The sequence below is a fragment of the Hyphomicrobium sp. genome (assembly GCF_036833075.1).
Taxonomy (GTDB): domain Bacteria; phylum Pseudomonadota; class Alphaproteobacteria; order Rhizobiales; family Hyphomicrobiaceae; genus Hyphomicrobium_C.
The window spans coordinates 1-13,259 of record NZ_DAITQL010000032.1; the positions used below are offsets into that span (position 1 = coordinate 1).

At 66.1% G+C, this 13,259-nt stretch carries 9 protein-coding genes; 5 read left to right on the forward strand and 4 right to left on the reverse strand.

The annotated features are described in order from the left end of the window. Positions 1-240: 240 nt before the first annotated feature. Complete coding sequence (locus V7082_RS10965) at positions 241-1,548, reverse strand: O-acetylhomoserine aminocarboxypropyltransferase/cysteine synthase family protein (RefSeq protein WP_334148446.1); 1,308 nt, start codon at positions 1,546-1,548, stop codon at positions 241-243. Between the two features lie 126 nt (positions 1,549-1,674). Further along, positions 1,675-1,857 (reverse strand): hemin uptake protein HemP, encoded by a 183-nt coding sequence (hemP, locus tag V7082_RS10970; RefSeq protein ID WP_334148448.1) that lies wholly within the window; start codon positions 1,855-1,857, stop codon positions 1,675-1,677. 318 nt (positions 1,858-2,175) lie between these two features. Between hemP and V7082_RS10975 the strand changes: the two genes are divergently transcribed. Together V7082_RS10975 and V7082_RS10980 are read left to right on the forward strand one after the other, a co-directional pair. Next, positions 2,176-2,661 (forward strand): hypothetical protein, encoded by a 486-nt coding sequence (locus V7082_RS10975; protein WP_334148450.1) that lies wholly within the window; start codon positions 2,176-2,178, stop codon positions 2,659-2,661. A gap of 93 nt (positions 2,662-2,754) precedes the next feature. Next, positions 2,755-4,434 carry an OmpA family protein gene (locus V7082_RS10980; RefSeq protein ID WP_334148452.1) on the forward strand — a complete coding sequence of 560 codons (1,680 nt, stop codon included), beginning with the start codon at positions 2,755-2,757 and terminating at the stop codon, positions 4,432-4,434. 158 nt (positions 4,435-4,592) lie between these two features. On the opposite strand, the gene V7082_RS10985 is transcribed toward V7082_RS10980, so the two are convergent. Continuing rightward, complete coding sequence (locus tag V7082_RS10985) at positions 4,593-5,939, reverse strand: NAD(P)/FAD-dependent oxidoreductase (protein WP_334148454.1); 1,347 nt, start codon at positions 5,937-5,939, stop codon at positions 4,593-4,595. Between the two features lie 105 nt (positions 5,940-6,044). After that, positions 6,045-9,308, reverse strand: a complete 3,264-nt coding sequence (locus V7082_RS10990) for an O-linked N-acetylglucosamine transferase family protein (RefSeq protein ID WP_334148456.1) — start codon at positions 9,306-9,308, stop codon at positions 6,045-6,047. 229 nt (positions 9,309-9,537) lie between these two features. Here V7082_RS10990 and rfbC point away from each other — a divergent pair, with 229 nt between their 5' ends. The 3 genes from rfbC to haoB all read left to right on the forward strand — a co-directional run bounded on the left by rfbC (position 9,538) and on the right by haoB (position 13,159). After that, on the forward strand, positions 9,538-10,080 hold the full coding sequence (gene rfbC, locus V7082_RS10995; protein ID WP_334148458.1) for a dTDP-4-dehydrorhamnose 3,5-epimerase: 543 nt from the start codon (positions 9,538-9,540) through the stop codon (positions 10,078-10,080). Between the two features lie 241 nt (positions 10,081-10,321). Beyond that, positions 10,322-12,040, forward strand: a complete 1,719-nt coding sequence (locus V7082_RS11000) for a multiheme c-type cytochrome (RefSeq protein WP_334148459.1) — start codon at positions 10,322-10,324, stop codon at positions 12,038-12,040. An 84-nt stretch (positions 12,041-12,124) separates the two neighbouring features. Beyond that, entirely contained in the window at positions 12,125-13,159 is a 1,035-nt protein-coding gene (gene haoB, locus V7082_RS11005; RefSeq protein ID WP_334148461.1) for a hydroxylamine oxidation protein HaoB, read from the forward strand. Positions 13,160-13,259: the final 100 nt, after the last annotated feature.

A 13,259-nucleotide genomic window follows, 5' to 3' on the forward strand; every position in this document is an offset into this window, starting at 1 on the left:
TCACACTGTGGGCTTCGGGCCAGAACCTCACGGACGAGTTCTACGTTTCCGATCGTAGCGACGGCGCAAAGCCCGGTGTCGGACGCACTCTGTGGGCAGGCTTCACGCTCAAGTTCGACTAAAGATCCGGGGTTCTAGGACCCAACTGCGCACATGCTTCGGGCCCGATGATGTTCCAACCCATCATCGGGCCCGGAGTTTTTATCTCCTCGGAAAGCCGACATTCGCGCTGCGGGAAATTTACCGGGATGCGGCGTCAAGCGCTTGGCTGAGATCGGCGAGAATGTCGTCGATGTGCTCGAGACCGATCGAAAGGCGCACGTAGCCGTCCGTGACGCCGGTGGCGGCGAGCTCATCGCCCGACAGCTGGGAGTGCGTCGTCGAAGCCGGATGGATGGCGAGGCTGCGCACGTCCCCGATGTTGGCCACATGATAGAAGAGCTTCAGCGCGTCGATGAAGCGGCGCCCGGCGTCGCGGCCGCCGGCCAGCTCGAAGCCCAAGAGGCCGCCCTCTCCACCTTTGAGATAGCGTTCCGCCCGCGCGCGGTCGGCGCCCGTCTGCTGCGAGGGGTGGATCACCCGCGTGATCTCCGGGCGCGTCGTCAGCCAGCGCACAACGGCCGCCGTGTTCTCGCAATGGCGCGCCATGCGCAGCGGAACCGTCTCGATGCCCTGGAGAAGCAGGAAGGCATTGAACGGCGAGAGCGCCGCCCCGAGGTCGCGCAGCAGCGTCACGCGCGCCTTGATGATGTAGGCGATGGGACCGAGCGGCTTCACAGCCTCGTTCCAGACGGCGCCGTGGTAGCTCGGGTCGGGAGAACTCAGCGCCGGCTGGCGCACGGGATGCGCCGCCCAGTCGAAATTACCGCCGTCCACGATCACGCCGCCGATCGAGTTGCCGTGGCCGCCGAGATATTTCGTCGACGAGTAGACGATGATCGCGGCGCCGTGCTCGAGCGGGCGACAGAGCACGGGGGCGGCAGTGTTGTCGACGATCAGCGGGATGCCAAGCGGGCGGCCGATCGCGGCCACCTCAGCGATCGGGAAGACGGTGAGCTTGGGATTGGGCAGCGTCTCGGCGTAGTAGGCGCGTGTGCGCTCGTCGGTCGCGCGGCGGAAATTCTCGGGATCTGACGGATCGACGAAGCGCACCTCGAGCCCCTGGTCCTTCAGCGTGTTGGCAAAGAGGTTCCAGGTGCCGCCATAAAGGTTGGTCGAGCTCACGATGTTGTCGCCGGCGTGGGCGATGTTCTGCAAGGCGTAGGCGGACGCGGACTGGCCGGAGGCGACGGCAAGCGCCGCAACGCCGCCTTCGAGGGCCGCGACGCGTTTTTCCAGCACGTCGGTCGTGGGGTTCATGATGCGCGTATAAATGTTGCCGAGCTCTTTCAGGGCGAACAGGCTCTCGGCGTGCGCGGTGTCGCGGAACTGGTAGGACGTTGTCTGGTAGATTGGCACGGCGACGGCGCCGGTCGCGGGATCGGCGCGCCAGCCCGCGTGAAGCGCGATCGTCTCCGGGTGCAGCGCCTTGCTCGTCTCGTCGCTCACGGTGGTCCTCCCTCAACCTCTCATGCCAGGACGGAGATCCTTAGCGCAGGTGTTTTATCCCAGCGCTTCGCTCGCGTCATGAGGGAGTTGGGTGCCGGCGCGCCCAGGAAAACCGAGCGATCTTCACTATTTGGTCAGGATCAGCCGGCCTCGCGCCGTGATGCGCAAGCGATACTCCGCCCCGTCGTGCAAGAGGATCGCCTCGCGCCCCCCGCCGAGAAGATCTGGGATGGCGTATCTCGGGATCGCACCGTCCCCCTCCTTGGGGGAGGGCTTCTTTTCGCGATCTTTTTCGTCGTCGGGCGGCATGCGCTGCATCCAGGGAAAAACGGCGATCTGCGGCGCAGGGTCGAATATCTGCTCTCGCGTGCTCTTTATTGTTGACTATATAATTCCACATTACTATGGTGCGCAAGTCCGCAGCGTCCTGCGGGCACCGCATCCAAAGGCGGACTTTCCGCCATCCGAGTCTTGGGGCCCAGTCTCCTCCCGCACTGCCTGGGACCCCCAAGTTGGCGGCGGCGCACCTCCCCGGTTGTTCTTCCGAGACCGGACCATGCGCCGCCGCCCTTCGGCTCGCCCGCTCAGCTTGCCGGCGTCCCGAGGCGACGCCTTGGAGGTCTCCGCATGTGCACCCGAGATCATGCTCTCACGGATATCCAATCGACCAACCTCGGCGAGATGGAACGCGAGTGGCTGCATCTCCTGCGGCTGCACTGCATCAGCTTCGAGCACAACCGTGCGGACGGCCTGGACCGCGCGATCGATCACGCCGAGGCGCGTTACGGCGCGGACGACGGGCCGGCGATCGCCTCACGGATCGCCGTTCTCATCCGGGCCATGCGCGCGGAGCGTCGCGGAGGGTTCGGCTATCTGTCCCCGTTCTGCCCCAATTGCCGGCGGAACGTGACGGATGATGAGTGCCAGTTGCTGACGCTCATGCAGGCCGGCTACCGCGGCATTCCGCACGAGATCGAGGAAGCCGCGGCCGGAGTTGCCCGCCGCGCCGAGGCTCCGGTGCTGACGGCGGCTGCGGCCCGGTTCGGCAAAGCCGTCGCCGCCGCCCTGTGCCCGGGCCGCGCGCCTCCTCCGGTGCGCGCCACGCTGCATTAAGCTCGATCAAGCTCGACCATCATTTGCGCGTGTTCAGGATCTAAGGTGGCGCAATCGTGCCGATTTGGCATCGCATCAGCCGCTGGACATCCCATGACCGCTATCCGTGCCTTCCTTGCCTCTTTCCTTCTCGCTCCCCTGGCCATTGCTACCGATCCCGACGCATCGCGCGCCGGGACGATCGCGCATGAGCAGGCCGGGGCGCGCGCCGGAAACGACGCCGGGCCGCTTCTGCAGCTCGCGCAGAAAATCGATGCCGTCAAAGAGGACAACAAGCGGAAGGGGAAGGGTAAGAACAAGGGCAAGGAGGCCAAGCCGAAGGGCGGCAGCCCTCCGTCCGGCGACAAGGCTGAGGGAAAGCCACGCAAGGGTAAGGACGCGCAGAAATCCAAGCCCCAAGCGCGCAAGCAGAAAGAGCCTGAGCAGAACCAGCCGAAAGACCAGGTGCAGCCGCAAAAGCAGGACGCCGAGAGGGCGCGCCGGAAGGACCTCGACGAGAGACGCCGCGAGCTTCAGCAGACGAAGGACAACGCCCGCAAGCAGAAGCAGCTCGAGGCGCAGCAGGCCAAGGAGAACGCCCTCAAGGCCAGGAAGGACGCGGAGGCGGCAAAGCAGAAAGCGATCCAAGACAAGCGCGATGCCGATGCGGCCCGCCTCAAGGCCATCAAGGACAAGCAGGAAGCGGACGCCGCGCGCCAGAAGGCTCTTCAGGACCAGAAAGGCAAGGACGGCCGGGCCAGCCCGCGCCGCCCCGGCAAGTTCGACCGCGCCAAGGCGGACCAGGAGTTCGAGCGCGCGCGCAAGGACGCGCAGCGGAAAGGCGGAAGCGGGCGCGACGAGACGTTCAAAGCTTCCAAGGCGACCAAGTTCGAGACGTTGCGGCGGGAGCGCAAGGTGCGCGAGGCGGGCTCGCGCGACATCATCGTCGAGCCCGACAAGCGCGTCATTGTCCGCGACGACAAGCGCCTCTTCATCCGCCACGACGACGGCGAACGGTTCCGGCGCAAGGGTAAGGAGGTCCGCCGCGAGCGGCGCAAGGACGGCACATGGATGGTCATCACCGCGAGTCTCGCCGGGGCCTTGATCTACTCGATCCTGGACGACAACGACCGCGTCCTGCGCCGCAGCCGGCGCGACCGGGACGGGCATGAATACGTGTTCTTCGACGACCGGCGGTCTTATCGCGATCACTACGGCCCGGAACACTATTCCTACATCGACCTGCCACCACCGATCGTGCGCATCCCGCGCGACCGCTACATCGTCGAATACGACCGTGCGTCTCCGGACGACCTCTTCGAGGCTCTCAACGCGCCGCCGATCGAGGTCCTGGACCGCGGCTACACGCTCGACGAGGTGCGGCAGAACTACAGCGTTCTCGAGCGCATGCGCCGCGTGGACCTCAATGTGATCAATTTCGAGTTCGCGTCGTGGGATGTGGCGCCCGAAGAATACTCCAAGCTCGACCGCATCGCGCACGCCATGCAGCGCGTGCTCGACCGCTCGCCGGGAGAACTCTTCCTCATCGAGGGGCATACGGATGCCGTCGGCTCGGAGATCGACAACCTCTCGCTTTCCGACCGGCGGGCGGAGGCGGTCGCCATCATCCTCACGGACGAGTTCGGCATTCCACCCGAGAACCTCACCACGCAGGGCTACGGCGAGGAGTATCTCAAGGAGCCGACGGAGGGGCCGTCCTGGGTCAACCGGCGCGTCGGCGTGCGGCGCGTCACGCCACTGCTCTCCCGCGAAGGGTGGGACGATGCGGGTTGATCAGTGCAGGGCCCCCTCACCCGCGCAGCTCACGCTATGCGACCTCTCCCCAGTGGGGAGAGGTCGCCAGCGATCGTCATGGCGGAGCCATGCTCCGCATGGACGATCGCTTACGGGTGAGGGGGACGGGCGATTCAATCCAGATAGACTTTAGCCGCTCAGATGTTTGCCGCGTCGCGGATGCGGTACCACGTCTCGACGACCGGCACGGCCTGCTTGGCGACAGAGTGCACGGGAAAGCTCGGGAAGGCGAGATCGTCGAATGCCGTGCGGCCTCCGGCGTCGCCCAGCACCTGCAGCGCGATCTTGTGCCCGAAGTAGGTGGCGCGGGAGACACCGGTTCCGCAATAGCCGATGGCGTAGTGGACACCCCGGGCGGTGCGGCCGAGGTGCGGGACCTCGTCATAGGTGTAGCCGATCCGGCCGTCCCAGACGTGCGTGACCGGCACCTCTGACAGCGCCGGGAATACGTGCAGCATGTCGCGCGCGAGATGGCGAAAGGCCTTCGGCGAGGTGTCGGCAGCCAGCCGGCCCGCGCGTCCGCCCCAGATGATGCGGCGCTCGCCGGGCGCGGTGCGGAAATAATAGAAGACCCGGTTTGTGTTCCCGTAGGCGCGGTCCTTCGGCAGCAGCCCCGAGAACACGGCCTCCCCAATCTCGCCCGTCGCGATGAGACCCGATCCGATCGGCACGATCCGCCGCCCCAGCTCGGGCACCAGCCCGTCCGTGTGGCCATTGGTGGCGATGACGACATTCCTGCACGTAATCTCGCCCAATGGCGTGCGGACGGTGAAACCCGTATCGGTATGGGATATGGCCTCTGCCGCGGCGTTGCCAATGACGTGGCCGCCCGCGTCCGCGATGCGCTGCATCAGTCCGGCATGATAGAGGCCGGGATGCAGCGTCGCATCGCCGGGCAGGACGGACCCGCCGAAAAACACGTCGGACCCGATCTCGGTCCGCTGCTCGGCACGCGGCACCATGAAGCTCTCGACGCCGGCAATGCGCTTCAGATCCTCCATGTCGCGCGCCATCGCCTCGTAGTGCTCCGGGCGGACGGCGGCCCGAAAGCGGCCGCAACGGCTGAAGTGACAGTCGATCTTTTCCGTCTCGACCAGCTGGCCGATGTAGGCGAGCATCTCGACGCCTTCGCGCAGCAGCGCCTCCGCCTTCCTTTGACCCCTGAGGGCAATCAGCGTCTTGACGCGGAATTTCTGATTGCCGCTCCCGATCTGACCGCCGTTGCGCGTGCTGGCGCCGAAGCCCGGAACGCCGCGCTCGAGAACGACCGCCGAACGACCCCGCCGCAACAGCGTCAGCGCGGCAGACAGCCCGGTGAAGCCCGAGCCGACGATGACGACATCGGCTTCGTTGGGAAGCGCGGCAGAGGACGGCGGGCGCGGTGCGGCCTCCCACCAATAGGGCTGGTAGGCAAGCTTGGCCCCCGGCGCCACCTGTCCGCGCGCGAGCTCGGCAACCGTCGGCACGTGGCTTTCTTCACCCATGGATCTCAGGCCGCTCGCAGGTTCATCCCTCGTGCTCTATCGCATGTTTCATGCGCGCAAGGCAGGGGCTGCGCCCATCGCCCCGGCCAGGCTCGGCGCCGCGGATCAGACTTTGATGGCGATCAGTTCCATTGAGCTCGGTTCGCTCGCGCCGATGTTGTAGTCCACGACCTTGAAGCCATGGCGCTCGAGAAGTCGCCCGAGCCGCTCGCGCGTGAAGTTGTGGCAATGCTCGATCTCGCCCCAATAGGGATTGGCCCCCGAGGCATCGAGCAGGCGCCATTCGATGGTGTCCATGTTCGGGAGCGACAGGAACAGCGCGCCGCCCTTGCGCATCATGCGGTGCGCGGCCGCGAGCGCGCGAGCCGGGAACGGCTCGCGCTGAAGCCCGTGCGCCATGCTGACGACGCTGAAGCGGTCGACGGATTCGATCTCCTCGATGCCGTTCCAGTAGGCCATGTAGCCGAGCCGTAGAATGAGCTCGACGTTGTCGATGCGCAGATCGGTGGCGGACACCTTGTAGCCCCACTCGGCGGCCGTAAACAGAAGTGAGGCGTTGCCGGCGGCAACGTCGAGCCACTCGCCGCCCGGCGCATGGCGCGCGACACGCTCGACGATGCGGGCTGAGAGCTTGCGTCGTCCGGCGGCGTCGTTACCCACCTCGGACCGCGGCTCGTTCGAGCCGAGAACGATCTCGCGCGCTTCGGGCGTGAAGTATCCTTCGGTGAAGACATGCCCGCAGCCGGCACAGCTCCGCCATTTCACGGTTGGCGGAAGCTCCGGCTTCCAGAGAGGGTGCGCCGTCAACCGCGCTTCGATCTGGTAAGGGATGTCGGCGCCGTCGCACAAGGGACACCGGTCATAGGGAACGCGCGCCGCGCCGGCGGAGACCGGGGGCGCAGTCACGGGCGGCTGAAGCTCGGCGACGGCGAATGGGCGTGGGGCCTCTCCGTGTCTCATGATGTCCACCATCGTCTCGTATGCGCGTTCGAGGTTGCGGGTATAGCGGGCCGTATCGAACAAAGGCGACGTTTTGCGCCCGGCGGCGATCTTTCCGCGGATCGTCTCGAGGCGGCTTCGGTCCTCGGTCAGCGCGAGCGCGATCCGCTCATAGTCGTCGAGGCTTTCGGCGATCAGCTCCGGGAGGTTCATGGCCGAGAGAAGGCTCGCGGCGACGCGGCCGGAGAACGTCTCGCCGATGCATGTGAGGACCGGCAGTCCGGCCCAGAGCGCGTCGCTCGCGGTCGTATGCGCGTTGCACGGCAGCGTATCGAGGAAGAGGTCGGCCAGCCGGTGGCGCGCCAGATGCTGCTCGATCGGCATCTTGTTGGCGAACACGAGCCGGACGGGGTCTATTCCCCGCTCCTCAGCCCTCTTTCTCAGGTTCGACCGGCAGCCCTCGTCGCCCGCAAGGATCCAGAGCACGGAGCGCGGAACACGAGCGAGCAGCCGCATCCAGACATCGAAAACCTGCGGCGTGATCTTGTAGGTGTTGTTGAACGAGCAGAAGACGAAGGCGTCCTCGGGGAGAGCGAACCCGGCGCGCGTCATCGGCTCATCCGAGATCGGGCGGCGGCGGTCGTTGGGCTGGTAGCAATTGGGAAGATGCACGATGCGCTCGGCATAGTGCTCCTGATGCTCCATCGGCGCGATCGTGCTGTCGGCGATCACGTAGTCGATGAAATCGGCACCCATGGTCCCCGGATAGCCGAGGTAGTTCACCTGGATCGGCGCCGGCCTGAAGCCCAGGATCTCCGTCCGCGCGTCACGCGTGTAGCCCTTGAGATCGACCAGGATGTCGATGCCGTCGTCATGGATCTTCGCCGCTGCATCGCGGTCCGTCATGGACTTGACGACGGTGAAATGATCGAAGGCGTCGATGACCCGGCGGCGCAGATCGCTGCCGTCGTCCTCGCTATAGCAGTACCCGAATAGCTCGAAGCGGTCGCGATCCGCGGCCTCGAGCACCTCCGCGAGCAGCATCGCCGTGGCATGCGCGTGGAAATCAGATGAGAGATAGCCGATCCGGATGCGCCGCGCGCCCGCCAGGCGCTGCGGGTCGCTGCGGACCCTCATCTCCTCCGGAGCCGCCTTCAGGGCCGCGAAGCGGCGCGCGCACGCGAGCTGGTCAGCGCGCGTCGAGGCCATGGAGATGAGAAGAAACGGCGCGACGCCGCCTCGCGTCGTCGTCCGCAGGAGCTCGAGACAACGGCCCTCCTCGTCCTCGAGGCCGTGCCAGTCGCATATCGTGCGCCGGAGATCGTTCCTCTCGAAGCGGTGAGTCAGCGCTTCGGGCGCCGCTTCGATCGCGCAGTCGAACGCGGCGCGCGCCTCCTCGAACCGGCCCAGGAGCTTGCACGTCGTGGCGAGGTTGTAGTGAGCGTCCGCAAGGCGCGGGTCCAGCTTCGCGGCGTGCTCAAAGGCCGTGATCGCGCCCGCGTACTTGCCCATCTTGCGGAGCAAGGAGCCTACGTTCTTGTAGGCCACGGCGTCGTTCGGAGCGATGGCGAGGCCGGCCTGGTAGGCCGCCAGCGCCGCCATACCCTCCGCGGCTCCGTCGAGCGCGGCGGCGAGATTGAAGTGATACTCGGCCTTGTCCGGCATGCACGACACGGCGCGACGCTGGATCGGAACTGCCTCCTTGAACAGCCGCCGGGCGCGCAGGAACGACGCCAACTCGTCGTAGAGGCGCGCCTGCCCGGCCGGGTCGCCGGTCCGCGCCGCGATCCTGGCCTCGGCCGCCTCCAGCTCCCCGGTCGCGGCAAGAACGTGCTGCTCGAGCCCTTCGGCCGCCGCGTTACCGGGATCGATGTCGAGTGCCCGGCGGCAAAGTGTTGCCGCATCCGCAGTCCTGCCCGACTGCAATCGCAGCTCTCCCAGTTTCACGAGCACCTTCGGCTGGTCGGGGTTCTCTGCGAGGGAGCGCTCGTAGGCTTCCGCCGCCTCGTCCGTCCGTCGTGCGGCCTCAAGCAGATGGCCGAGGATGGCGTTGGCCTTGGCGTCCTTCGGCACCAGAGCGAGACAGCGGCGGCACGCCTCGGTCGCCTCGTCCAGCCGGCGCTGCTCGGCCAGCATGAGCGCCAGGTTCTGCCATGCCGTCGGGGCACCGGGATCGATCGCCAGGCTCTGGCGCATGTAATCGACGGCCTGCTGCGGCGCCTTGCTCCGGAACGCGATGAGACCAAGGTTGTGCAGGCTCGGCGCGTGGCGCGGCACCCTTGCCAGCACGCGCCGGTGCGCGTCCTCCGACTGTTTCAGGCGCCCGGCCTCGAGATGCTGCACGGCCTCGCGAAATTCGCGCGCAATATCGCCGCCCGACGCCTGTGCCCTACGCGCCCCCGACTGTATAAGCGGCTGTTTCCGGGTCATCTTCCCTCGATCGCCGACGAGCGCATCGCACGGTTCGACCTGGCTTATAGGCTGCAAATCCTGCGTGAGGCTGGCGCAAAGGCCGCAGCCCCCACCGGGACGCGCCGGGTTCGCCGCGGCTCGTCAAGCCTCACTCAAGCCCGGCGATGGATAAGCGCCGGATGGCCGATTTCTGCACTCGCGCGGCGGACCGTTTCGCTGCCTTTGCGCATCGTATCGCGGGGCTCGGATGAAGCTCCTCCCGACGGCCGTGGCCGGCGCCTTCATCGTCGAGGTCACGCCGCACGCCGACGACCGCGGGCTTTTCGCCCGTACCTTCTGCGCGGACACGTTTGCGGCGCATGGGCTCCCGTCCGTCTATCCGCAGTGCAACGTCTCGCAGAACCACAAGCGCGGCACGCTGAGGGGCCTCCATTATCAGGGCGACCCGAAGCCCGAAGCCAAGCTCGTGCGGGCAACCCGGGGGCGGGCCTTCGACGTTGCGGTCGATCTCAGGCGCCAATCGGAGAGCTACCTGAAATGGGCTGCGGTCGAGCTCGACGCCGTCAGGCATAATGCGTTCTATATCCCGGCCGGATGCGCGCACGGCTTCCTCACGCTCTCGGACGACTGCGAGCTCTTCTATCAGATGTCCGAGCGCTACGTGCCGGAGTTGCAGCGCGGAGTCCGCTTCGACGACCCCGCCGTCGCCATCGCCTGGCCGTTCGCACCTGCGGTCATCAGCGCCCGGGATGCCGCCTTCGCCAGCATCGCCCCCGAGGCTGCGCGCTGACGCCGAGATAATACTGCGTGTACAGACACCTGGCTTGCGCGAGGCGCGCGAGCGCGCTGACGGCCGCCTGCCGATCGCGTGCGCTTCGCGCTTTCGCATCCGCGAAAAATCCGTGCCTGCAAGGGTTGCCTCGCCGCGAACTGGTACCAAACGGCTGCGCGCCGGTGGTGCTTTTGTCCCTCCTCAATCGGACTAGAAACGATCTCATCGGGAGTCTCCCATCGGACGGAAGGGGAGTGGCATGACAAATTTCGCCAACGTGTTGAAGCGCGTTTCCTACGGCGCAACGGCGCTCGCGGCAGGTGCAATCGCTTTGCTCGGCGTTTCGGGCCCGGGGGCGCGCGCGGATATCCCCGACGAGACCTTCAAGGCGTTGAACCTCGACCGGAGCGCCTCGCCCAAGGAACTCTATGAGGCGCTGACCAAGCGCTACAACGATCCGGCCCAAGGCGCCGGGAAAGGGTCGTTCGCCGAGTTCTGGGAGCCGATCCCGATCTCCAAGTATCTCAACCCGCGGGATTTCTACACGCCGCCCGACAGCGTCGATGTGGATGCGACGCGCGCCCAGTGCGTGGAGTGCCATACCTCGATCACGCCGGGATGGGTGCATAGCTGGCAGAAGAGCGTGCACAGCAACCTGGATGAGATCCGCAACCTGCCGGATGCCGACTCGCGCGCCTACAAGAAGAAGATGATCACCGAGGTCGAAGGCAACCTCCGCTCCATGGGTCTTCTCAAGGACGGCGAGCCCCTGAAGGAAGTCGGCTGCATCGACTGCCACATCGGCGTGGGCCGCGATCACGGGCAGCACAAGACGGAGCTGCATATGCCCGATGCCGCCGCGTGCGGGCAGTGCCATGTGAAGGAGTTTGCCGAGCGGGAATCGGAGCGCGATACATTCACCTGGCCGCAGGAGCAGTGGCCCGCCGGCCGGCCATCGCACGCGCTCTCGTACAAGGCCAACGTCGAGACGGCGATCTGGGCCGCCATGGAGCAGCGGGAGGTGGCGGAAGGCTGCACGTTCTGCCACACGATGCAAAACACCTGCAACAGCTGCCACACGCGCCATGAATTCTCCACGGTGGAGGCCCGCAAGCCGCAGGCTTGCTCGACGTGCCATAACGGCGTCGATCACAACGAGTTCGAAGGCTACATGCTCTCGAAGCATGGCGTCGTCTACCAGACGCGAGGCGACACGTGGGATTGGAACGCGCAGCTTGCCGACGCGCTCGACAAGGGCATGAACGCCCCCACCTGCCAGTTCTGCCACATGGAGTACCAGGGCCAGTTCTCGCACAACCTCGTCCGCAAGGTTCGTTGGGGATTCGAGCCGACGACGAAGATCGCGGAGAACCTCGACCATCCGTGGTTCAAGGACCGCAAGGAAGCCTGGGTCGGCACCTGCTCGAACTGCCATTCGGAGCGCTTTGCGCGCGCCTATCTCGAGTTCATCGACAAAGGTACGATCGATGGCATCAAGATCACCGAGGACGCAAAGGTCGTGCTGACGAAGCTCTACGAGGACGGCCTGCTGCCCGGACAAAAAACCAACCGGCCGGCTCCGCCGCCGCCCGAGAAAGAGGACGGTGCCGGCAACTTCTTCGGCCTCTTCTGGCACAAGGGCAACAATCCGACCGTCGTCGAGTACGAGTTCGCCGAGATGTGGGAGCACCATAAGATCAAGCACTTCAAGGGCCTCGCCCATGCTCATCCCGGCGGCTTCACTTACTCGGAAGGCTGGTCGCAACTCATCAAGAGCGCCGTTCGCATCAACGACGAGGATACGAGGCTTCGCGATGCGGCCGCCGTCAGGGCCAAGCTCGAAGAGCTCGCTCCGCAGAAGCGCGGAGACCTCCTGAAGCTCGACACGCCCTTCAAGCGCGCGGCGATCGGTGGATTGGGCGGAATGCTTCTGGTCGCAGGCGTGGCGATGATCCTTCGCCGGCGGCGTGAGGAGTAGGACGCCCCCCAGGATCCGGACAGCCCGGAGGTTCGCCTCCCGCGGCTGCCCGGATCGCCTCTGTCTCGCACGAAGGTGATGCCGATGACGACCGATCGCGTAGGGCCTCTTTCCGACAAGCAATCTTTTGGAAAGCGGATTGCCGTACCGGCGCTTCTGGTCAGCGTGGGGCTTGCAGCGATCGCCTTCGCCGCGCTTCCCGTTGCGAAGCCGTCGGCGGAGGTTCCCTATACGACCAAGGTGACGTCCGTACCCGTCGCCGAGATGAAGGGAACCGAAAGGCCGCCCGAGGACGTCGGCAAGATCGACAAGCTCGAGCTCAACGTCCCCGGGTCCCATCAGCCAGTCGCACAGGCGCTGATCGCGCGCGAGGCGGACGGGCGGGCGGTCGCGCTCAACTGGCAGAACAACGTGACGGAGCCGGTCCTCGCGGCGGATCTCACGACCGCCGAGGTGGAGAAAGTCACGAAGGCGATCCACGATCACGTCCCAGCGGACGCCCCGGTGCTCAGCTGGTGGGATCACTCGCGCAAGATCCGGCTCGTATCGCAACGGAACGCGCTGCTCGACGATCCGCTCGCGCGCGGCCTTCTGGTTCCGGCGGCGTGGGCGGTCGAGCGCCCCATGATCGAGAGCAAGGAGCGCGCGTATTGGGGCGAGGCGGTGCCCGCGCAGGACGGAGACGCCTTCTCGAAGTTCATCGATGCGCTTCTCCTCGACGAGGAGAAGGGCGCTGCGTCGCTCGCCGCGCTGGCGCCGGGAAAGACGACCTACGTCGTCGTCCATCTCTCCGATATCTGGAAGCTCGCGATGGAGCGGCCCGAGAGCCTCAGCATCGCGTCGAAGGATTTCCCCGGCAGCGCCTCGCACGGAGTCATGAAAACGGTGACCCGGTGGCTCCGGGATCAAAAGCTCGATGCCTCTTACGCGGTGGAGCCCATGGGCAACGCCGTAAGGGTGCACTATCTTTCCAACCCCGCCGACGCGGACCGCCTGATCGCGAAGATGCTTCCGTTCACGTCGTCCAACCCCGTGCAGCTCACGCACCTCAAGCTGGTGTTCCAGCACAGGGGCTTCTGGATCTACAGGCTCGATGCCGGCCAGCCCGCGAGCGGCTGACTTCGGCTCTTTCCAATCCGCCTAACATCGCCGGGACATCATCCCTTGCTGTTTTGCGCACCTGCACCATGGCGATGTGCAAGTGCGTGGCCCTATCGAA